The sequence below is a fragment of the Pigmentiphaga sp. NML030171 genome (genome assembly GCF_002188635.1).
Taxonomy (GTDB): Bacteria; Pseudomonadota; Gammaproteobacteria; order Burkholderiales; family Burkholderiaceae_B; genus Pigmentiphaga; species Pigmentiphaga daeguensis.
In genome coordinates, this window is record NZ_NINX01000016.1 from 19,404 (window position 1) to 40,867 (window position 21,464).

At 69.0% G+C, this 21,464-nt stretch carries 18 protein-coding genes and 1 pseudogene; 13 read left to right on the top strand and 6 right to left on the bottom strand.

From position 1 onward, the window contains the following. Positions 1-10 precede the first annotated feature (10 nt). Positions 11-1,210: a CaiB/BaiF CoA-transferase family protein gene (locus tag CDO46_RS04185; RefSeq protein WP_087837311.1), complete on the bottom strand. Its 1,200-nt coding sequence runs from the start codon at positions 1,208-1,210 to the stop codon at positions 11-13. A 113-nt stretch (positions 1,211-1,323) separates the two neighbouring features. On the opposite strand from CDO46_RS04185, the gene CDO46_RS04190 reads away from it, so the two are divergent. From CDO46_RS04190 to CDO46_RS04200, 3 genes are all read left to right on the top strand, one after another. Continuing rightward, complete coding sequence (locus CDO46_RS04190) at positions 1,324-2,301, top strand: tripartite tricarboxylate transporter substrate binding protein (RefSeq protein ID WP_087837312.1); 978 nt, start codon at positions 1,324-1,326, stop codon at positions 2,299-2,301. A gap of 80 nt (positions 2,302-2,381) precedes the next feature. Continuing rightward, positions 2,382-3,071, top strand: a complete 690-nt coding sequence (locus CDO46_RS04195) for a response regulator transcription factor (RefSeq protein WP_087837313.1) — start codon at positions 2,382-2,384, stop codon at positions 3,069-3,071. A 16-nt stretch (positions 3,072-3,087) separates the two neighbouring features. Beyond that, the gene (locus CDO46_RS04200) at positions 3,088-4,530 is read left to right on the top strand and encodes a sensor histidine kinase (RefSeq protein WP_243724454.1); all 1,443 of its coding nucleotides are present in this window, start codon (positions 3,088-3,090) and stop codon (positions 4,528-4,530) included. A 13-nt stretch (positions 4,531-4,543) separates the two neighbouring features. Here CDO46_RS04200 and CDO46_RS04205 read toward each other — a convergent pair whose 3' ends face one another. The 3 genes from CDO46_RS04205 to CDO46_RS04215 are packed head-to-tail and all read right to left on the bottom strand — an operon-like array spanning position 4,544 to position 7,663. Further along, complete coding sequence (locus tag CDO46_RS04205) at positions 4,544-5,647, bottom strand: aromatic ring-hydroxylating dioxygenase subunit alpha (protein WP_087837314.1); 1,104 nt, start codon at positions 5,645-5,647, stop codon at positions 4,544-4,546. A 34-nt stretch (positions 5,648-5,681) separates the two neighbouring features. Further along, entirely contained in the window at positions 5,682-6,659 is a 978-nt protein-coding gene (locus CDO46_RS04210) for a PDR/VanB family oxidoreductase (RefSeq protein WP_087837315.1), read from the bottom strand. A 20-nt stretch (positions 6,660-6,679) separates the two neighbouring features. Further along, positions 6,680-7,663, bottom strand: a complete 984-nt coding sequence (locus tag CDO46_RS04215; RefSeq protein WP_087837316.1) for a tripartite tricarboxylate transporter substrate binding protein — start codon at positions 7,661-7,663, stop codon at positions 6,680-6,682. A gap of 126 nt (positions 7,664-7,789) precedes the next feature. On the opposite strand from CDO46_RS04215, the gene CDO46_RS04220 reads away from it, so the two are divergent. The 9 genes from CDO46_RS04220 (at position 7,790) to CDO46_RS04260 (ending at position 16,142) form a co-directional block, all read left to right on the top strand. Further along, complete coding sequence (locus tag CDO46_RS04220; protein WP_087837317.1) at positions 7,790-8,686, top strand: LysR family transcriptional regulator; 897 nt, start codon at positions 7,790-7,792, stop codon at positions 8,684-8,686. Positions 8,687-9,036: 350 nt separating this feature from the next. Continuing rightward, the gene (locus tag CDO46_RS04225) at positions 9,037-10,662 is read left to right on the top strand and encodes an MFS transporter (protein WP_165963107.1); all 1,626 of its coding nucleotides are present in this window, start codon (positions 9,037-9,039) and stop codon (positions 10,660-10,662) included. 178 nt (positions 10,663-10,840) lie between these two features. Then, on the top strand, positions 10,841-11,602 hold the full coding sequence (locus CDO46_RS04230) for an ABC transporter ATP-binding protein (RefSeq protein ID WP_087837319.1): 762 nt from the start codon (positions 10,841-10,843) through the stop codon (positions 11,600-11,602). A 14-nt stretch (positions 11,603-11,616) separates the two neighbouring features. Beyond that, complete coding sequence (locus CDO46_RS04235) at positions 11,617-12,519, top strand: HlyD family secretion protein (RefSeq protein ID WP_176400656.1); 903 nt, start codon at positions 11,617-11,619, stop codon at positions 12,517-12,519. A 9-nt stretch (positions 12,520-12,528) separates the two neighbouring features. Next, positions 12,529-13,284 (top strand): MtnX-like HAD-IB family phosphatase, encoded by a 756-nt coding sequence (locus tag CDO46_RS04240; protein ID WP_087837321.1) that lies wholly within the window; start codon positions 12,529-12,531, stop codon positions 13,282-13,284. A gap of 27 nt (positions 13,285-13,311) precedes the next feature. Continuing rightward, a complete protein-coding gene (locus CDO46_RS04245) occupies positions 13,312-14,157 on the top strand; it encodes a carboxylesterase (RefSeq protein ID WP_087837322.1) in 846 nt (281 codons plus the stop codon). Beyond that, complete coding sequence (locus CDO46_RS04250) at positions 14,154-14,510, top strand: EamA family transporter (RefSeq protein WP_087837323.1); 357 nt, start codon at positions 14,154-14,156, stop codon at positions 14,508-14,510. The genes CDO46_RS04245 and CDO46_RS04250 overlap by 4 nt, the downstream gene beginning before the upstream one ends. Beyond that, complete coding sequence (locus CDO46_RS04255; protein WP_087837324.1) at positions 14,510-14,920, top strand: multidrug efflux SMR transporter; 411 nt, start codon at positions 14,510-14,512, stop codon at positions 14,918-14,920. The genes CDO46_RS04250 and CDO46_RS04255 overlap by 1 nt, the downstream gene beginning before the upstream one ends. Next, a complete protein-coding gene (locus CDO46_RS04260) occupies positions 14,907-16,142 on the top strand; it encodes a DegT/DnrJ/EryC1/StrS family aminotransferase (protein ID WP_087837325.1) in 1,236 nt (411 codons plus the stop codon). The genes CDO46_RS04255 and CDO46_RS04260 overlap by 14 nt, the downstream gene beginning before the upstream one ends. A 21-nt stretch (positions 16,143-16,163) precedes the next feature. Here the strand turns inward: CDO46_RS04260 and CDO46_RS04265 are convergent, their stop codons facing one another. Then, the gene (locus tag CDO46_RS04265) at positions 16,164-16,637 is read right to left on the bottom strand and encodes a DUF1854 domain-containing protein (protein ID WP_087837326.1); all 474 of its coding nucleotides are present in this window, start codon (positions 16,635-16,637) and stop codon (positions 16,164-16,166) included. Continuing rightward, on the bottom strand, positions 16,634-18,916 hold the full coding sequence (locus tag CDO46_RS04270; RefSeq protein ID WP_087837327.1) for an ABC transporter ATP-binding protein: 2,283 nt from the start codon (positions 18,914-18,916) through the stop codon (positions 16,634-16,636). Before CDO46_RS04270 ends, CDO46_RS04265 begins: the two co-directional genes overlap by 4 nt. Before the next feature lie 369 nt (positions 18,917-19,285). On the opposite strand from CDO46_RS04270, the pseudogene cphA reads away from it, so the two are divergent. Continuing rightward, positions 19,286-21,430 (top strand): annotated as a pseudogene (gene cphA, locus CDO46_RS04275) (cyanophycin synthetase); the annotation flags it as partial. Positions 21,431-21,464: the final 34 nt, after the last annotated feature.

Sequence of the window (21,464 nt, forward strand, 5' to 3'; positions counted from 1 at the left end):
AGGCGACACGTCAGAGAACACCAAGGGTCCTTAGTCTACCTTGCTCCTCTTCGCCGATCCCGATGCCGGCCAGCAGCTCGCGGGTATCGGCGCCCATGGCCGGCGCCGGTCCGACGGCGGCCGCCGGCCGCGACGTGCGCAGCGGACTGTCCAGTACCCGCAGCGCGCCGCCGCCCGCCAGGTCGACGCGGCGGATGCGGCCGTCGGCCTGCGCCAGGGGCGCGTCCAGCGCCTGCCCCACGGACCACACGGGCGCGGCGGGCACCGTGCCGGCGAAATGCCGCATCCACTCGGCCGTGGTGCGGGCCGACAGCGCCTCGTCCAGCAGGCGGGTCAGCTCCTCGCGATGCCGGCCCCGGGCGCCGAAGTCGACGAAACGCGCGTCCGCGATCCACTCCTGCCGCCCGATCCGCTCGCACAGGTTGCGCCAGAATTTTTCCTTGTTGCACATCAGGTAGATCCAGCCGTCGCCGGTGCGATAGAGCTGGCACGGCGTGAGCGAGGGATGGCCGGACCGGGGCTGGCGGTCGGTCTCGGCCGCGCCGTTCAGGTACCACGCCGCCACGTAGTTGAGGTTGAACAGCGCGACGTCGTACAGGCTGGTGTCCACGTCGCATCCCTTGCCGCTGCGCGTGGCCTCCAGCATGCCGCTGAGCAGCCCCACCGACATCATCACGCCGGTCATGTAGTCGACCAGCGACAAGCCCATGCGCGAGGGCGCCGTGTCCGGCTCGCCGGTCAGCGAGAAATAGCCCGCCTCGGCCTGCATCAGATAGTCGTAGCCCGGCCAGGCCGCGCGCTCGCCGGTGCGGCCATAGGCCGATATGTGGGCGCAGACCACGGCCGGATTGACGTCCTTCAGGTCTTCGTAGGTCAGGCCCAGCTTGCCCGCGACGTCGCCGCGCAGGTTGTCGACCACGCCATGGGCCGTGGCCGCCAGCTTGCGGAACACCGCCCGCCCCTCGGGGTGGGCGAGGTTCAGCGTGATGCTTTTCTTGCCCTGGTTCAGGCTCTGGAAGAACAGGCTTTGCGCGCTGTCGGGCAGGCCGGCCAGGAAATGCGGCCCGACCTGCCGCGACACGTCGCCGCCCTGCGCGGCCTGCTCGATCTTGATGATTTCGGCCCCCAGCGCGGCCAGCAACTGGGTGCCGAAAGGCGCCGCGCCGTACTGCTCGACGGCAAGAATACGGAACCCGTGAAGTAGCGACATGAAGCTCCCCGGACGATGTGGGACAAGGACATCTTGAGTTTGTTATAACAATATATCAAAATCCGGAAACAGAAAAGCCGACCGATGGCACTATTCCCGAGGAGACCCTTCCCATGAACAAACTGCTCTTGCTGCTCTGCCTGGCCTTGGGCCTGGCCAGCCAACCCGCCCAAGCCGACCAGGCGTTCCCCAGCAAGCGGGTACGCGTGGTCATCCCCTTCCCGCCCGGACAGGGGTCGGACATCCTGGCCCGCGCCATCGGCGACAAGCTGGCGCAGAAATGGGGGCAGCCCGTGGTGGTGGAGAACCGCGCCGGCGCCAACGGCTCCATCGCGCTGCAGGAAGTGGCGCGGGCCGAGGGCGACGGGTACACGCTGCTGGTCACCTCCAACTCTCCGGTCGTGATCAACCCCAACCTGTACAAGCACCTGCCCTACGACGTGGGACGCGACTTCCAGCCCGTCGCGCTGCTGGCCGGCACCGACATGCTCATGGTGGTGAACGCGCAGTTCCCGGCCACCACGCTATCCGAGGTCATCGCCCAGCTGAAGGCCAATCCCGGCAAGTTCAGCTACGGATCGCCGGGCACGGGCTCCACCAGCCATCTCAGCATGGAAGTCTTCAAGCAACTGGCGGGCGTGGACATCGTGCACGTGCCCTACAAGGGCAGCCCGCCGGCGTTCACCGACCTGATCGGCGGCTCGATCAAGCTGATGATCGACGCCCTGCCCAGCGCCATGCCCCAGGTGAAATCGGGCCGGGTCCGGGCCATCGCCATCACCAGCAGCGACACGCCCTCCACCCTCATGCCGGACGTGCCGCTGGCCAGCAGGGCAGGCCTGACCGGCCTGCCGGGACGCGCCTGGTACGGCATGTTCGCGCCCAAGGCCACGCCCCCCGCCACCATGGCGCGCATCGTCGCCGACGTGCGGGCGGTGCTGCAGACGCCCGATATCGTTGCCAAGCTGCCCCAGCTCGGCCTGGAGGCCGTGGAACCCATGACGCCCCAGGAATTCGGCCGCTTCGTGGACAAGGAAACCGCCTACTGGGCCGACGCGACGCGCCGCACGGGGATGTATCAGATCGAATAGCGATAGTGACGGGGACGCGCGCCTGGGGGACAATGCATCGGGGCCCCTCGACGCATTCCCCCCGAAGCTACAATTCCCCCATGCGCATCCTCATCGCCGAAGACGACAACATCCTTGCCGACGGCCTGTCCCGCTCCCTGCGCCAGAACGGCTACGCAGTCGATGCCGTCCACGACGGACTCGAGGCGGACTCCGCGCTGGCGGCGCAACCCTTCGACCTGCTGATCCTGGACATCGGCCTGCCCCGGCTCTCGGGCACCGAAGTCCTGCGCCGCCTGCGGGCGCGCAACTCGCACATGCCGGTCCTGATCCTGACCGCCGCCGACAGCGTGGAGCAGCGCGTCAAGGGGCTGGACCTGGGCGCCGACGACTACATGGCCAAGCCGTTCGCGCTGTCCGAGCTCGAGGCCAGGGTCCGGGCGCTGACGCGGCGCGGCGCGGGCGGCGGCCCGGCGGTGCTGCGCCATGGCCGCCTGGCCTTCGACCAGGTCGGCCGCGTGGTGACCATAGACGAGCAGATCGTCGAGTTGTCCGCGCGCGAAGTCAGCCTGCTGGAAGTCCTGCTGTCCCGCAGCGGCCGCATGGTCAGCAAGAAACAGCTGGTGGACCACCTGTGCGAATGGGGCGAGGAAGTCAGCACCAACGCCATCGAGGTCTACGTGCACCGGCTGCGCAAGAAGCTGGAACCGGGCGGCGTCAAGATCGCCACCGTGCGCGGGCTGGGATACTGCCTGGAACGCGAGCCCGGCGCCCAGCACGGCGCGGCTTAGGACCTGTTCCGGGAGCATGGACGACGACCACAAGGGGCCGCAGCCCATCCCCGCCGTCGAACGGCCGGCGCGCTCGCTGTTCGGCGAGATCCTGGACTGGATGCTGGTACCGCTGTTCCTGCTGTGGCCGGTCAGCGTCGCCATCACCTACGTGGTCGCACAGTCCATCTCCGTCGCTCCCTACGACCGCAGCCTGGCCAACAACGTGCTGGCCCTGGCCCAGCAGATCAAGGACGTCAACGGCCGGGCCCGGCTGCAACTGCCGGTCTCGGCGCGCGAGATGCTGCGCGCCGACGAAACCGACAGCGTGTTCTACCTCGTGCTGGGCAGCCGCGGCGAATACCTGGGCGGCGACCGTGAACTGCCGCTGCCGTCGCTCGAGCGCCCGCTGCCCGGCATCGTCCAGTATCGCGACGACGTGATGCGCGGCTTCGCGGTGCGCGTGGCCTATACCTGGGTGTCGCTGCCCACGATCCCGGGCGCGCAGCCGGCGCTGGTGCAGGTGGCCGAGACGCTGGAGAAACGATCGCAACTGGCCAACGAGATCATCAAGGGCGTGGTGCTGCCTCAGTTCGTGGTGCTGCCGCTGGCGGTGGTGCTGGTGTGGTTCGGCCTGTCGCGCGGCATCGCCCCGCTGGGCCGGCTGCAGGCGCGGCTGCGCGCACGGCGGCCGGACGACCTGTCGCCGATCGACGATCGCGAGGTGCCGCAGGAGATCGCGCCGCTGGTCGGCGCCATGAACGAGCTGCTGCAGCGCCTGTCGGCCAACGTCGACGCGCAGAAGCGCTTCGTCGCCGACGCGGCGCACCAGTTGAAGACCCCGCTAGCCGGCATACGCACGCAGGCCGAGCTGGCGCTGCGCAATGCGAGTCCGGAAGACATGGAGGCCAGCCTGCGGCACCTGATCTCGGGCGCCGAACGGGCCACGCGCCTGGTGAACCAGTTGCTGGCGCTGGCGCGCGCCGAGGACAAGGGCAGTCCCGTGGACGTCTCCGCCCGGGTCGACCTGCTGGCCATCGCCAGCGACCAGACGCAGAACTGGGTGCACGAGGCGATGGAGCGCGGGATAGACCTGGGCCTGGAAGGCCCGGAAACGCCGGTCCTGGTGGCCGGCAACGCCCTGCTCCTGGCCGAGCTCGTCAACAACCTGATCGACAACGCGCTGCGCTACACCCCGGGCGGCGGCACCGTCACCGTGCGCGTGGCGGCAGCCGCCACGGGCGCGACGCTGGACGTCGAAGACTCCGGCCCTGGCATCCCGCCCGAGGAACGCGAATTGGTGTTCGACCGCTTCTACCGGATCCTGGGATCCAACGCCGAAGGCAGCGGGCTGGGGCTGGCCATCGTGCGCGAGATCGCCCAGCGGCACGGTGCCACCCTGGCGATATCGGACAACTCCCAGGACACCGCCTCCGGCATGCCCGGCACGCGCATCAGCGTGAGCTTCCCGCCGGCCTGAAGCCCGCGGCCACTCAGAAGTCCAGTCCCGCCTCCCGCGCCGCCATGTCATACAACGCGCGGCGCATCAGCAGGCCGGGCTTGTCGGGCGCGAAATTGAGGTCGAACTGCGGTTCGGTGTCGCGCGTCACCACGTCCAGTATCCACTCCAGCGCATCCACGTCCTCGAGATAGGCCTTGGACGAGGCCTCGTGCAGGTAGGCGTCGGCGGCCGGATCGTCGAGGTTGGAGTCGCGGCTGTTGAACCACCAGTAGTGGATGCTGCCGTTGGTCTCGGGCGTGAAGGCGTGGGTGATGTTGAAGCGATAGGTGCGCGGCGCGCCGCCGGCATCGTGGTTGTCGACGATGCGGGCGAAGGCGACGTGCAGGCCGGGCGAGGCGAAGCGGGCCTCGGAATAGCGGTCCACCGGCTTGCCGGTCAGGCCGGTGGGCACGCCGTAGACGTCGGGCGGCGGCGAATGCTTCAGCGCACGGTCGATGATGACCACGTCGCCCTCCTGGCGCACGTCCAGCTTGCTGCGCGCGTACTCCGGCGTGCCGATGGCGCCGGGATGCAGGAAGGGGAAGTGGGTCTGGTCCAGCAGGTTCTCGTGCATGGAAACGTAGTCCGCCTTCATGTGGAAGGACCCGCCCACGCTCTTCCATGCCGGGCTGGCCAGCCAGCTCGTGTCCGGGATCAGGGCCGGGTCGGCATGGTCGGGATCGCCCATCCATATCCACACCAGCGGCGCCCGTTCGACGATCGGAAAGCTGCGCACCTGGGCATGGGTGGGGACCAGCGGCATGGACGGCATCTTCACGCAGCGGCCGGAGGGATCGAAGCGCATGCCGTGATAGCCGCAAATCAACTCGTCGCCGTCCAGGCGGCCCCTGGCCAGCGGAAAGGAACGGTGCGGACAGCGGTTGCGCACTGCCACCGGCTCGCCGGCTTGGGTGCGGTACAGGGCGACGTCCACGCCCAGGAAACGGCGGCTGCTCAGCTCGCGGGTGATCTCGCTGGACAGGCCCGCCACGTACCAGCAGTTGCGCACCAGCGGCGTGGCGTGGTCGGCGAAGCCGCCGGGCTCGAAGGAAAAGTCGCTGCGGAGTTCGGGAATGGGGTCGGCGATGCGGTTCATGATGGCGCGCTCCTGAAGGAATGGCTCGGAATGGTCAGGCGTCCAGCACCAGGCGCGTGCCGCGGATGCGCGACACGCAGATGCACAAGGTCTGGCCCGCGGCACGCTCTTCTTCGCCCAGATAGCGATCGCGATGATCGATGGGGCCGTCGGCGGAGACGACGGGCAGCGGGCACAGGCCGCATTCGCCACGCGCGCAGTCCCACAGCACCGGCACGTCGGCCAGGCGCAGCGCATCCAGGATGCTGGCGTCGGGGCCGACCTGGACGGTCCTGCCCGTGCGGCGCAGTTCGACCTCGAAGGCCGTCTCGTCGCCCGTGGGTCCGGCGGTGAACACTTCGCTGCGCACGCGGCCGGGCTCCCACCCCAGCGCGGCGCCTGCCTGGTGGGTAGCGGCGATCATGGACGCGGGGCCGCACACATACACGCGCACCCCGTCCGGCTGCGAGGCGAGCAGGCCGCGCAGGTCGAGCACGCCCGCCTCGTCGCTGTAGTGGAAGCGCACGCGGTCGCCGGCCACCTGTTCCAGCACGTCGCGATAGGCCATGGCCGACGGATCGCGTCCGGCATACACGACGCTGTAGCGACAGCCCCGGCGGGCCAGGCTGCGCGCCATGGACACGATGGGCGTCACGCCTATGCCGCCGGCGATGAGCAGGGTGCGGGCGTCGCGCCGGTCCAGCGGGAAATCGTTGACCGGCGCGGCGACGCGCAGGCGCGTGCCCGGCGCGAAGGTATCGTGGATGAAGGCCGAGCCGCGCGCCCGGTCCTCCCTTTGCACGGCGATGCGATAGACGTGCCGCGGATCGTCCGGGCCGGCCAGTCCGCCTATCAGCGAATAGTGCCGCACGATGGGCCCCCGCTCGCGCGACACCATGTGCAGCGCCACGTGCGCCCCCGGCTCGTAGCGCGGCAGCGGCCGGCCATCGGCCGAGGCCAGCAGATATTCCTTGATGCGCGGCGTCAGCGGCCGGGCCCCGGCCACCACCACCTCGAAGTGCTTGCTTGCCACGACTGTGCTCCCGTGCGGCGTCAATCCAGGTGGATATCGGCGCCCTTGATGATCGGTCCCCACTTGGCGATTTCCTCGTCCACCAGCCGCGCCATGTCGCGCGGCGGCATGGCATAGGCCTCGTAGGTGAAGGTGGCCAGTTTCTCCTGCACGTCGGGCGCCTTCAGCGCGGCGGCGATGCCTTCGTTCAGCCGCTGCACGATCCCGGCCGGCGTGCCCTTGGGAACGAACAGGCCGTTCCAGCCGCCGACCTCGAAGCCGGCCGGTCCGCCGGCCTGCGCCACGGTCGGCACCTCGGCATAGCCCGGCAGGCGCTGCGGCGCCGCCACGGCCAGGAAGCGCACCTTCCCGGACTGGTAGACGGGCCCGGCCGACACGGGCGTTCCCAGTGTCCAGTTCACGTCTCCCACGGCCACCGACTGGAACAGCTGGGCCGATTCCTTGTAGGGCACGTGCATCATGCTCGTGCCGGTGGCCGCCTCCAGCAGCAGCCCGCCCAGGTGCGCCGGACTGGCCACGCCCCAGGATCCGTACGAGACACCGCCGGGCCTGGCCTTGGCCGCGGCGACGAGATCGCCCATCGTCCGCCATGTCGAACCGGCGGGTACCACGATGAAGAAGTAGTTGCGGACCAGCGGCGTGACCGGATCGAAATCCTTGCGCACGTCGTAGGGCAGCCTGGCGAACAGGTAGGGCTGGGTGCCCACGTGGTAGCTGTCCATGTGGACCAGCGTGTAGCCATCGGGCGCGGCGCGCCGGCCGGCCTCGAAGGCGAGGAAGCCGCTTGCGCCGGGCCGGTTCTCCACGATCACCTGCTGCCCCAGCGTGGCGGTCAGCTTCTCGGCGACGATGCGCAGCAGCACGTCGGGCCCCTGGCCCACGGCGAACGGCGTCACGATCTTGACCGGCCGTGCCGGGTAGCCCGGTCCGGCGGCCCCGGCGGCGGCCGATGCCCCGGCCAGGACGGCGGTGGCCAGCATGCGCAGGATCGGCGATTTTGGCATGAGAGTCTCCTCTTGATGGATACGAGGACGTCGCTTGCGCCCCCATTGTTGGAAGGCATTTTATTAAGGAATAATGGCGAATATTTGTTCAAAAAATAGCTATCAGTAATCTCGAACTGGAATAAATTGGACGCCATCACGCAACTGCGCACCTTCACCACCGTCGTCGCCTGCGGCGGCTTTTCCGAGGCGGCCCGGCAGATGGACGTCGTCCCCTCGGTGGTGGCCAAGCGCATCCGCCAGCTGGAAGCCACCGTGGGCGCCCGGCTGTTCGACCGCACCACCCGCACGGTGCGCCTGACCGAAGCGGGCGAGAAACTGCACGCCCGCGCCGGCGTGCTGGTGGCCAGCTTCGAGGACCTGGTGCAAAGCGTGGAGCGGGATGCCTCCAAGCTGGTGGGACACCTGCGGATCGCGACGCCGACCACGCTGACCACGGTCCGGCTGGGGCCGCTCTTCAATGCCTTCCTGGCGCGGCACGATGGCATCACGATGGAGATCTCGCTGGTCGACCATTCCACCAACCCCGCCGAGCGGGACTACGACCTGGCCATCAGCGGCAGGCCCGCCAGCTACGAAGGCGTGGCCGAGATCCCCCTGTGCCCGGTGGACACCATGCTGTGCGCGGCGCCCGGCTATCTGGCGCGCCACGGCCGGCCCCGCCATCCCCAGGCCCTGACCGAACACGCCTGCCTGGTCTTCAAGCCGTCCGGCCGCGCCTGGCATTTCCGCAGCGCCCGCGGCGACATCAGCCTGGACATCCCCCCACGGCTGGTGGCCGACGACAACCTCACGCTGCGGGACGCCGCCCTGTCGGAACTGGGCATCGCCGCCCTGCCCGCCTACGTCGCCCGCCCGGCGCTGGAGGCGGGCACGCTGGAGACGGTACTGGACGATTTCCCGCTGCAGGAAACCTGGTTCAAGGCCTATGTCCCCCGGCGCAGGCAGCACGTCGCCCGTGTCTCCGCCCTGGTCGACTGGCTGGTCGCCCACCTGCGGCCGGACGTCCCGCCCGCCCGCTGATCCCCGCCCCGCGGCGTCTCGCCGCCGCCACGCCTGGACGCCGCCCGCGCGCCTGCGGGAAACCCCCAGTCACGGCCGCTCCCGCCCCGCCTCCAGGCGCCGCGCGGGCGGCCGGCGCGTCCCGGGCGTGGGCATATCACCAGTTCGTGAAAATTCAGTTTTTTGTCAGCAACTTGTCAGTGCCGCGTCAGTAACTGTTTCTACTCTGATTTCAAGCCCGAGGCTCCCGTGGCTGAGGGCCAGTCTGCCGTTCCAACTATTACTCCTTTACAGCAGGCCCACCCAGGAGACATTCCTTCATGAGCACCACCGTCAGCAGTTCAGGGGCGCCGACTCCGGCCGCGCGCCCCATGACCAAGGAAGAGCGGCGCGTGATCTTCGCCTCGTCGCTAGGCACGGTATTCGAGTGGTACGACTTCTATCTTTACGGCTCCCTGGCCGCCATCATCGCCAAGCAGTTCTTCTCGGGGGTCAACGACACGGCGGCCTTCATCTTCGCGCTGCTGGCGTTCGCGGCAGGCTTCGCGGTCCGGCCGTTCGGGGCCCTGGTGTTCGGCCGGCTGGGAGACCTGGTCGGACGCAAGTACACCTTCCTGATCACCATCCTGATCATGGGCCTGTCGACCTTCATCGTCGGGATACTGCCCTCCTACGCCTCCATCGGCATCGCGGCACCCGTCATCCTCATCATCCTGCGGCTGGCGCAAGGCCTGGCGCTGGGCGGCGAGTACGGCGGCGCGGCCACCTACGTGGCCGAGCATGCGCCGCAGGGCAAGCGCGGCGCCTACACCGCCTGGATCCAGACCACGGCCACCCTGGGCCTGTTCCTGTCGCTGCTGGTGATCCTGGGCGTGCGCAACGCCACCGGCGAGGAAGCCTTCGCTTCCTGGGGATGGCGCATCCCGTTCCTGGTCTCCATCTTCCTGCTGGCCATCTCGGTCTGGATCCGGCTCAAGCTGAACGAGTCGCCCACCTTCCAGCGCATGAAGGCCGAGGGCAAGGGATCGAAGGCGCCGCTGACCGAGTCCTTCGGCCAGTGGAGCAACCTGAAGGTCGTCCTGCTGGCGCTGCTGGGCCTGACCGCCGGCCAGGCCGTGGTCTGGTACACGGGGCAGTTCTATTCGCTGTTCTTCCTGACCCAGACCCTGAAGGTGGACGCCACCACGGCCAACATCCTGATCGCCCTGGCCCTGCTGATCGGCACGCCCTTCTTCCTGGTCTTCGGCTCGCTGTCGGACAGGATAGGCCGCAAGCCCATCATCATGGCCGGCTGCCTGATCGCCGCCATCGCCTACTTCCCGCTGTTCAAGGCCATCACGCACTACGCCAATCCGGCGCTGGAGGCGGCGCAGGCCAAGGCGCCGGTGGTCGTCGTGGCCGATCCCAAGACCTGCTCGTTCCAGTTCAACCCCGTGGGCACCGCCAAGTTCGTCAGTTCCTGCGACCAGGTCAAGTCCTTCCTGGCCTCGAACTCGGTCAACTACAGCAACGAGGCGGCCCCGGCCGGGTCCGTGGCCAAGGTCAAGGTGGGCGACACCGTCATCGAGTCCTTCGAAGGCGCGGGCCTGCCGGCGGCCGAGCTCAAGACCCGCGGCGACGAGCTCAAGGCCCGGCTGACGTCGGAAATCCGCAACCACGGCTACCCCGCCAAGGCCGACCCGGCCCAGGTCAACAAGCCCATGCTGGTACTGCTGCTGACGCTGCTGGTGATCCTGGTCACCATGGTCTACGGCCCGATCGCGGCCATGCTGGTGGAAATGTTCCCCACCCGCATCCGCTACACCTCGATGAGCCTGCCCTACCACATCGGCAACGGCTGGTTCGGCGGCTTCCTGCCCACCACCGCCTTCGCCATCGTGGCGGCCACCGGCAATATCTATAACGGGTTGTGGTATCCCATCATCGTCGCCGTGATGAGCCTGGTCATCGGCACCCTGTTCATCAAGGAAACCAAGGACAACCGCCTGGAGGACTGATCCCGGCAGGGGCGCGGCCATGCCGTGCCCCTTCGCTTATGCGGCGCGCATGCAACAATCCGCCCCAGAACGGAGCGTGCCAAGGCTTCCCACCGTCGCAAGTCTTGGGTTATCGTACCAAGCGTTACAATCCCGGCCTTGCCGGGTTTTGTTTTTTCAGCCAGTTGGAGACCTTGCCATGCGGGCGACCGAGCCCCAGGCCACAGGCCGCACATCGGGGAATCCCCCTGGGAGCACACCGAGTCTCGTCGCCGAGTCTCTCAGCAAATCCTTTCTATCCGGTAATGTTCGCGAGCGCATTTTGCGAGATTTGTCGGTTAGCATCATGCCCGGCGAACTGACTTTGATTTCCGGACCATCGGGCTGCGGCAAGAGCACCCTGCTGGCCATACTCAGCGGCATGCTACGTCCGGATGCCGGCATGGTGCGCGCCCTGGGCCAGGATCTTGGCCTGTTGCAGCTGCAAGAGCTTGAACGTTTCCGGCTGATGCATACCGGCTTCGTATTCCAGGGCTTCAACCTGTTTCCCGCGCTGACGGCTGTCGAACAGGTCGTCCTGCCCCTGCGCTACGTGGGCCTGTCCAGGTCGCGGGCCGAAGAACAGGCCTGGGCCGCCCTCGAGGAAGTGGGCATGAGCGGACGAGCGCGCCAGCGGCCCTCGGGCCTGTCGGGCGGCGAACAGCAGCGCGTGGCCATCGCCCGTGCGCTCGCCAAGGAACCCGAACTGCTCTTTGCGGACGAGCCCACCAGTGCGCTGGACGCCGGCAACGGCATGAAAGTCATCGACATCCTGCACCGCATCGCCAAGCGCCACGGCGCCACGGTGCTGTGCGTCAGCCACGATCCGCGCCTGATCAGCCATGCCGACCGCGTCCTGACCATGGAGGATGGACGCATCCTGGACGACAGGCGCACCGATGCGCTGGTCGCCGAAACCTAGGAATTTCCCAGCTCGTGCCTAAGCTTTTCACCTCTTTTCGCCTTGGAATCGTGGCCGCGCTGACCGGCAGCCTGGTGCTGGCCGCGTGTTCCCGCCAACAGCAGGCCGAAGCCCCGGTGGCCGACCAGCCGCCCTACGCCGCCGTCGCGCGCGGGCGCGTCGACGTCGAAGGCGGCCTGGTGCGCGTGGGCGCGGCCGTGGACGGCACCGTCGCACGCGTGGCGGTGCGCGACGGCGACCAGGTCAGGAAGGGCCAGGCGCTGATCGAATTCAATCCTTCGGCGGCCCAGCTGGCCGTCGATGCGGCCGACGCCGAACTGCGCCAGGCGCAAGCCCAGGAACGCGTACTGCGCAGCCGCCTGCCGGGGCTGAAGCAGCGCGCCCAGCGGCTGGCCGAAGCCGCGGCCGGCGGGGCCATCGACGGGCAGGCCGCCGACGACGCGCGCAGCGCCGTGGCGCAGGCCGAGGCCGAGGTCCTGGCGGCCCAGGCGACGGTGGACGTCGCGCGCCAGAAATTGCGTGCTGCGCAATGGACGCTGGAGCGCCAGCAGGTCCGCTCGCCCGTGGACGGCGAGGTCGTGGGCCTGGAGGTGCAGGTCGGCAACGCGGTCACCGCCCAGACGGAAATGCTGCGGGTGCTGCCCAAGCGGCGCCTGATCGTCCGGGCCGAGGTGAACGAAGCCTACGTCGGGGCGCTGAAACCCGGCATGCAGGCCGAGATCGTGGAAGAATCCGCCCCCGGCGGCACCCCGATCCCTGCCCGCCTGGAACGCATAGGCAGCGTGTTCCAGGTCATGTCTCCCAGCGACGATCCCCAGGAGCGGATCAGCCGCCGCAGCGTCGAAAGCCTGCTGTCGATCGAAAACCCCGAAAAGCTGCGTGTCGGCCAGCGCGTGCTGGTCCGTTTCCTTCCCTAAAGGCTTGCCATGTTGCTCAGTCAGTACACCGTCGACGAACGCCCCGGCTCCGAGTGGATCGTGTTGTGCGACTTCGACGGCACCATTTCCAAGCAGGATGTCACCGATACCCTGCTTGAACACTTCGGCCGGCCGGGATGGCAGGAACTGGAAGCCGCGTGGGAACGGGGAGAGATCGGCTCGCGCGAATGCATGGCCAAGCAGATCGCGCTGCTGGACGCCAGCAAGGAAGAGCTGGACGACCTGGTGGCGAGCATCGAGATCGATCCGGCCTTCCCGGGGTTCGTGGCCCAGGCGCGCAGCCTCGGCACGCCGGTGCACATCGTCAGCGACGGGCTGGCCGGCGTGATCACCGCCATCATGGACCGCCACGGACTGGCGGACCTGCCCGTGGTGGCTAACCGCTTCGAACAGGCCGGCCCGCGCGACTGGCGGCTGACCTTCCCCTACGCCGATGCCGCCTGCCGCAAGGCCAGCGGTACCTGCAAGTGCTCCTACGGGTCGGGCGTGCGCGGTCTCCACGAGAAAATCCTGTACGTGGGCGACGGCGCCTCGGACTTCTGCGTGTCCGGCACGGTCGACTTCGTGCTGGCCAAGCACCGCCTGATCGACTACTGCCGCGACCATGGCCTGGTGCACATTCCCATTGCCGGCTTCGACGAGGCCCGCAATGCGCTCGACTTCATCCTGAAAGGCCAGTTGCAAGCCATCGCGCAACCTCCGCGCGGCTTCACCGCCGCGCCGGCGGCAGCCAGCACCGCCTGAGCCCCGCGCGGCCCCATTCTTCACCTCATGATCAAATCCGCGGATTTCTATTTCGAAGGCGGCCGCGCGGGCGTGCTGCTCATCCATGGCCTGACCGGCACTCCCAACGAAATGCGCACCGTGGGCAAGGGCCTGCACCGGGCCGGCTTCACGGTCTACGGCATGCAGTTGGCGGGCCACTGCGGCGACGTCGACGATCTCATCCGCACCGGCTGGAAGGACTGGTACGCCAGCGTGCTGGAGGGCGTGGACCGCCTGCGCCGCGATGTCGACCACTGCTTCGTCGCCGGCCTGTCGATGGGCGCGGTGCTGGCGCTGAAGGCGGCGGCCGACCGGCCCGACGACATCGCCGGCGTCGGCGTCTACGGCGCCACCTTCCGCTACGACGGCTGGAACATTCCCTGGTACTCGCGCCTGTCGTTCCTGCTGCCCTGGTTCAAGCGCTTCAACCTGTTCCAGGACAAGGTCTTCGACGAAGAGCCCCCCTACGGCCTGAAGGACGAACGGCTGCGCGCCGCGGTATCGTCCAGCATGCTGGGCGGCGACAGCGCGGACGCGGGACTGCCCGGGAACCCCTGGCCCTCGCTGGCCGAACTCATCGACCTGTCGGCCACGGTACGCCGCCAGCTGCACCAGGTGCGCGCGCCCTGCCTGGTCATGCACGCCGCCGAGGACGACATGGCCAGCGTCGGCAACGCGCAGCTGGTGATGGAGCGCGTCGGCGGCCCGGCCAAGCTGGTGCTGCTGCACGACAGCTACCATATGATCACGGTGGATCGCGAGCGCCGCGAGGTCATCCGCGAGTCGGCCGAGTTCTTCTCGGAAATCGCCGCGCAGCGCGAAGGCGCCACGCCGCGGGCGGCGGCGCGATGACTCCGCTCGTCGCCCTGCTGTGGACGCTGAACGTGCTGGTCGATACCGGCGGCCAGCTCGCCTTCAAGGCGGCCGCCACCACGCCGGCCGAGGGCAGCGGCCTGCGCTACTGGCGCGAGCTGGCGCGCCGCCCCTGGATCTGGATAGGCATCGCCTGCTATATCCTGGAGTTCGTCGTCTGGCTGGCCTTCCTGTCGCTGGTGCCGCTGTCCGAGGGCGTGCTGCTGGGCTCGATCAACATCGTCGCCATCATGATCGCCGGCCGCTTCCTGTTCAACGAACACCTGACGCCGCTGCGGGTGGCCGGCATCGCGCTGATCGCCGCCGGCGTGGCGGTCGTGGGGATACCGTGATGCGCCGCTTCTACCTGATCGGCTTCGGCCTGCTGATGGCCTTCGACACGCTGGCGCAGATCAGCTTCAAGTACGCCGCCAACCATGCGATGCCGCTGGCCGCCGACCTGGACTGGCTGCTGCGGGTATTCGGCCAGCCGTGGATCTACGGCGCCTTCGTCGGCTACATCGGCGCCTTCTTCACCTGGATGTCGCTGCTCAAGCGCGCGCCCATCGGGCCCGCCTTCGCCGCCTCCCACCTCGAAGTCGTGACGGTCATGCTGGTGTCGGTCTGGCTGTTCGACGAACACATCACCACCAACCAGATGCTGGGCGCGCTGCTGATCATCGGCGGCATCGTCTGCCTGGCCTTCGGCGAGGCCAGCGAATCGCGGCGCCTCCACCCGGAGTCCGGCCGTGCCGACGCCTAGGCTCGCGGCCGGCGCCCACGGGCGCGACATCCCCCCCACGGCGGGCCTGCCGCTGCGGTGGAGCGACCTGTTGCCGGGCGGTCCCGCGGACCTGGAGACCAGCCTGGCAGCCTGGCTGGGCGTCGACGCCTTGCAGCTGGAATGCTCCGGCACCTCCAGCCTGGTCGTCTCGCTGTTGACGCTGGCCCGGCGCAGCTCGCGCAAGACCGTCGTCCTGCCCGCCTACACCTGCCCGCTGGTCGCGCTGGCAGTCCACCACTGCGGGCTGCGGCTGAAGCTGTGCGACCTCGCCCCCGGCCATTTCGATCTCGACCCGGACGCGCTCGAGGCGGCCTGCGACGGCGATACGCTGGCCATCGTGGTCACCCACCTGGCCGGACGCGTGGCCGACACCGATGCCGCGCTGCGCTGCGCCGCCCGCTGCGGCGCGGCCGTCATCGAGGACGCGGCGCAGGCGCTGGGCGCCCGCCGCAACGGACGCAGCGTGGGCCTGGACGGCGACATCGGCTTCTTCAGCCTGGCCGCGGGCAAGGGCCTGAGCATCTACGAGGGCGGCCTGCTGCTGGCGCGCGATCCCGCGCTGCGCGACGAGCTGCGCGCCACCAGCGCGCGCACCGTCGGCCGCCGCCCGGGATGGGAGGCGCGCCGCAGCCTGGAACTCCTGGCCTACGCGCTGCTGTACGGGCCACGCGGCATGCGCCTGGCCTACGGCAACCCGCAGCGCGCGGCCTTGCGGGCCGGCGATCCCGTACGAGCCGCCGGCGACGATTTCCCCCTCGACATCCCCATCCACCGGGTCGGCCGCTGGCGCCGCGGCGTGGGCGCGCGAGCGGCCCGCCGCCTGCCGGCGTTCCTGGACGATGCCCGGGCGCGCGCCCGGCGGCGCCTGGAGCGGCTGCAAGGCCTGCCCGGCGTACGAGTGATGCAGGACACCGCGGGCGGCGACGGCGTCTGGCCGTTCTTCATGCTGCTGCTGCCCGATGCGCAATCCCGGCGGCTCGCGCTGGACCGGCTATGGGGCGCGGGACTGGGCGTGGGCCCCTTGTTCGTGCACACCCTGCCCGACTACGATTACCTGCGCCCCATCGTCGCCGATGCGCCGGTGCCCCACGCCCGCGACTTCGCGGCGCGGACGCTGTCGATCACCAACAGCCACTGGCTGGACGACGAACGATTCGAGGTGATTTGCGCCTCGCTTGCCGCCTCGCTCCCCTCGCCCTGAGCGTCGCGGCGCTTCGGCGCGTCAAAGAAAGCGGTCCAGGATACGGCGGCTGGCCCGGTCCAGGCGCTCCAGGTCGCGGATCAGGAAATGAATGCCGTGGCCGTCCGAGATCAGGAGCTTGGACTGGGAGATGCGCCGGATGTCCTGTTCGCTCTTGAGCCACAGCCGGGCTTCGCCGCGGTTGGTGCGGACGGTCCAGGTCGTGGGCGTGACGTAGCTCGCCACCTGCACGATGCGCTGGATCTCGGGCATGAATTCGCGGTGCCCGAGCTCTTCCCGCACCAGATCCCGCGCCGCGGGCGGCAGGTCCGCCAGGCGCGGGATCCAGGCGACCTCGTGCCCGCCCGGGCCGACCAGCGAGATGTCCTCGGACTCGGTATCGATGGGAAAGGCGCGCACGGGCGTCACTTCCTCGGCCGCGCCGCCATCGGCGGGGGTGCAGATCAGCCGGCCGTAGGCGTTGCGACTCAGCGTATAGGGAAAGGCCTGGCTCATGCTTGTTCCTCGTCGTCGCCGTCCCAGGTGTTGTCGCTGTCGCTGCCGGGAGGATCGAGCTGGCGGGTCTGTGCCTGGTGCAGGCGGTAGTAGGCGCCGCCCTTGGCGATCAGGTCCTCGTGGCGGCCCTGCTCGACGATGCGGCCACGGTCCAGCACCACCAGCCGGTCGGCCCGCCGCAAGGTGCTGAGCCGGTGGGCCACGGCGATGGTGGTGCGCCCCTGCACCAGGTTGTCCAGCGCCTTCTGGATCTCCTGTTCGGTCGAGGTGTCGACCGACGACGTGGCCTCGTCCAGGATCAGGATGCGCGGATCGATCAGCAGCGCGCGGGCGATGGAGATGCGCTGGCGCTCGCCTCCCGACAGGGCCTGGCCGCGTTCGCCCACCAGCGAATCATAGCCGTGCGGCAGGCGCAGGATGAACTCGTGCGCGTGGGCCGCGCGCGCAGCGGCCACGATCTCCTCGCGGGTCGCGTCGGGCTTGCCGTAGGCGATGTTCTCGGCCACCGTCCCGAAGAACAGGAAGGGCTCCTGCAGCACCACGCCGATGTTGCGCCGGTACTCGGGAATGGACAACGCGCGGATGTCGACGCCGTCCACCTTGATCGATCCCTGCGCGACGTCGTAGAAACGGCAGATCAGGTTGACCAGCGTGCTCTTGCCCGAGCCGCTGTGCCCCACCAGGCCAATCATCTCGCCCGGCCGGATGTCCAGGTCTATGCCGCGCAGCACGGCGCGCGTGCCGTAGCGGAAGGTCGCCTCGCGGATCTGGATGCTCCCCTCCACCCGGCCGATGGGCACCGGATGGGCCGGTTCGGGCACGCTGGAGACGCGGTCCAGGATGTCGAAGATGCGCTTGGCGCCCGCCGCCGCCTTTTGCGTGACCGAGACGATGCGGCTCATGGAGTCCAGCCGCAGGTAGAAGCGGCTGATGTAGGCCAGGAACGCCGCCAGCACACCCACCGAGATATGGTGGTTGGCGATCTGCCAGATGCCGAATATCCAGACCACCAGCAGGCCGACCTCGGTCAGCAGGATGACCGTGGGCGAGAACATCGACCACGTGGTGTTGACCTTGTCGTTGACCGCGAGGTTGTGGTTGTTGGCCTCGCGAAAGCGCGCCACTTCGCGCTTTTCCTGGGCGAAGGCCTTGACCACCCGGATGCCCGGGATGGTGTCGGCCAGCACGTTGGTGATCTCGGCCCAGTTGCGGTCCACCTTCTCGAACCCGTGGCGCAGCTTGTCGCGCACCAGGTGGATCAGCCAGGCGATGAAGGGCAGCGGCAGCAGCGTGACCAGCGCCAGCCAGGGATCGATGGAGACCAGGATGCCGGCGGTCATCAGGATCATCAGCACGTCGGTGGCGAAGTCCAGCAGGTGCAGCGACAGGAAGACGCAGATGCGGTCGGTCTCGTTGCCGATGCGCGCCATGAGATCGCCCGTGCGCTTGCCGCCGAAGTATTCCAGCGACAGTTGCTGCAGGTGTTCATAGGCGCTGGTGCGCAGGTCGGCGCCGATGCGCTCGCTGACCCACGCCAGGATGTAGGTGCGCGACCAGCCCAGCACCCAGGCCACCAGCGCCGCGCCCAGCAGCCCGGACAGGTACAGCGCGGCCAGCTCGTAGTCGATGGGCTTGCCGTTCTGGAACGGGATCAGCACGTCGTCCATCAGGGGCATGGTCAGGTAGGGCGGAACCAGCGTCGCGGCGGTGGACAGGACAGTCAGGATGAAGCCCAGGAGCAGCCGGCCGCGATAGGGCCGGGCGAAACGGCGCAGCCGCAGCAGGGCCCAGCCCCGGTTCTCGACCGGTGCCTCCGCCTCGCAGGCCGGGCAGTCCTGCTCGCCTTCCGGCAGCGGCGCATGGCAGCGCGGGCAGGCCGGGGCCAGCCGGGCCGCCACGCCGCCCCGCGCCAGCGCGGCCAGCTGGCGGTCGAACTGGTCGGCCAGCCGGACGGCACCGGCGTGGTGCGCCATGGTCGTGCGCCAGAGCGCCAGCCGGGCCTGCGCATCCACCAGCTCGACCGCGACCACGCCCGCGTGGTCCGACAGCGCCAGCCGCATCCCCTCGCGCAGTGGCCAGTCGCGCCATCCCGGCGCATCGGCCGAGGCCGCCAGCAGCCGGGTCTCGGTCAGCACCAGCGCGCCCCGGGCATAGCGCAGTTCGGTATCGAGATCCAGCTCCAGCCAGGCGCAGACGGTTTCGCCGTCGGCCAGCGGCGGGGCGGCCTGGCCACGCCAGGCATCGGGCAGGGAGGACAACGGATAAGACGCGGCAGTCATCGGCGGGCAGTGCCCCAAATAAGCAACATAGTATTTGTAACTATTTATAATTCATGAAAATATGTCAGCCTCACGTAAGTATTATAGTTCCCACCAACTTCCGTTGTTCGAGAAACCGATGCGTTGTAGCGTCGCATCTAGGGGATTCCCTAAACCGTGTATTCCATCTTGCCTGCCAGGCAAGGGGGCAATACATTTCCGCTCATCTACGATTGTCATCGGATTGACTCGAGTACGCCCCGAGAGCGTACACCCAGCTCGCATCGTTCCACCCGGACCCTCGTCCCAACTTCTCAGCCTGTCCGCGCCGCCTGCACGCCCCGGTTTTCCGTTCCGCGCCGCGCGCCCCGCTCCAGACCCATTTTCGTCATGAAACGCAAACACATTGAATTCCTCGATGTGCTGTCCCTGCGCGGACCCAGCATGTGGACTTATCCGCCCGTCCTCGAGGCCTGGGTGGACATCGGGGAGCTCGAGGACTTTCCGTCCAACCTGATCCCGGGCTTCTACGAGCGGCTGGAGGCCTGGCTGCCGACGCTGATCGAGCACCGTTGCAGCTACGACGAACGCGGCGGCTTCCTGCGCCGCGTGCGCGAAGGCACCTGGCCGGGCCACATCCTGGAACACGTCACGCTGGAGCTGCAGAACCTGGCCGGACTGCCGGGCGGCTTCGGCAAGGCGCGCGAGACGTCCACCCGCGGGGTCTACCGCGTCATCGTCAGCGCCTACCAGGAAGAAGTCACGCGCGCCGCGCTCCACACGGCGCGCGATCTGGTCATGGCCGCGATCGAGGACCGCCCCTACGACGTGCCGGCGGCCATCGAGGCCCTGCGCGACCTCGTCAACGAACACTGGCTGGGCCCCAGCACCGCCAGCATCGTGCAGGCCGCCGAGGACCGCCGCATTCCCTACATCCGCCTCAACCAGGGCAACCTGGTGCAGTTCGGCTACGGCGCCGCCCAGCACCGCATCTGGACCGCCGAGACCGACCGCACCAGCGCCGTGGCCGAAGGCATCGCCTGCGACAAGGACCTGACCAAGAGCCTGCTGCAGGCCTGCGGCGTCCCCGTGCCCGAGGGACGCGCCGTGGACAGCAAGGACGACGCGTGGGAAGCCGCGCAGGAAATCGGCCTGCCGGTGGTGGTCAAGCCCAGCGACGGCAACCACGGCCGGGGCGTGTTCCTGGACCTGCGCACGCGCGAAGCCATCGAGACCGCATTCGACGTGGCCAGCGGCGAAGGCAGCGGCGTGATCGTCGAGCGCTGCGTGCCCGGCAACGAACATCGCCTGCTGGTGGTGGGCGACCGCATGGTGGCCGCGGCGCGCGGCAAGACGGCCTCGGTGATCGGCGACGGCCGCTCCACGATCCAGCAGCTGATCGGCAGCCAGCTCAACTCGGACCCGCGCCGCGGCAACACCGAAGAGCATCCGCTGAACCTGGTCGCGCTGGACTCCGCCGCGCGCATCGAACTCGAACGCCAGGGCTATGACGGCGACTCCGTCCCGCCCGCCGGCAAGGAAGTCCTGATCCAGCGCAACGGCAACGTCGCCTTCGACGTGACCGACGAAGTCCACCCCTCGGTCGCGGCGCACGTGCGGCTGGCGGCGCGCATCGTCGGCCTGGACATCGCCGGCGTGGACCTGGTGGCCGAGGACATCTCGCGGCCGCTCGAGGAACAGGGCGGCGCCATCGTCGAGGTCAACGCCGGCCCCGGCCTGCTGATGCACCTGAAGCCGGCCGAGGGCAAGCCCCGTCCCGTGGGCCGCGCCATCGTCGACCACCTGTTTCCCAACGGCGCCGAAGGCCGCATCCCCCTGGTGGGCGTGTCCGGCAGCCACGGCATGACCGGCGTGGTGCACCTGGTCGGGCAATTCCTGCGGCTGTCGGGCCGCCGCGTGGCCACGGCGTCCAGCCAGGGCCTGTACTTCGACCACCGCCAGGTCGATCGCGCCCCCGCCGGCTGGAGCGCCGTGCAGCGCGCGCTGATGAACCCCCTGATGGAAGCGGCCGCGATCGAGAACGGCGCGCGCGCCATCCTGACGCAAGGCCTGGCCTACGACCGCTGCCAGGTCGGCGTGGTGACCAACCTGGACCCCGCGCAGACGCATCCGGACCTGTCCATCGTCGAGCCGCAGCAGATCTTCAACGTGCTGCGCACCCAGGTCGACGTCGTGCTGCCCACCGGCTGCGCCGTGCTGAACGCCGCCGACGAACTGGTGGCCGACATGGCCCGGCTGTGCGACGGCGAGGTGATGTTCTTCGCGCGCGACGGCAAGCTGCCCCGCATCGCCGAGCACCTGGCCGCCGGCAAGCGCGCGGTCTTCGTACGCGCCGGCTCCATCGTGCTCGCCCACGGCGCGGACGAAACCCTCCTGGCCCCGCTTGCCTCCGTGCCCTGCCTGGCCGGACAGCCGGGCCTGCCGATCGAAAGCGTCCTGGCCGCCGTTGCCACGGGCTGGGCGCTGGACCTGCCGCGGGACTGCATCCGCGCCGGGATCGAAACCTACGGCATGCCGGCCCCCGCGGCCGCCGCGGCCTGAAAGCCTG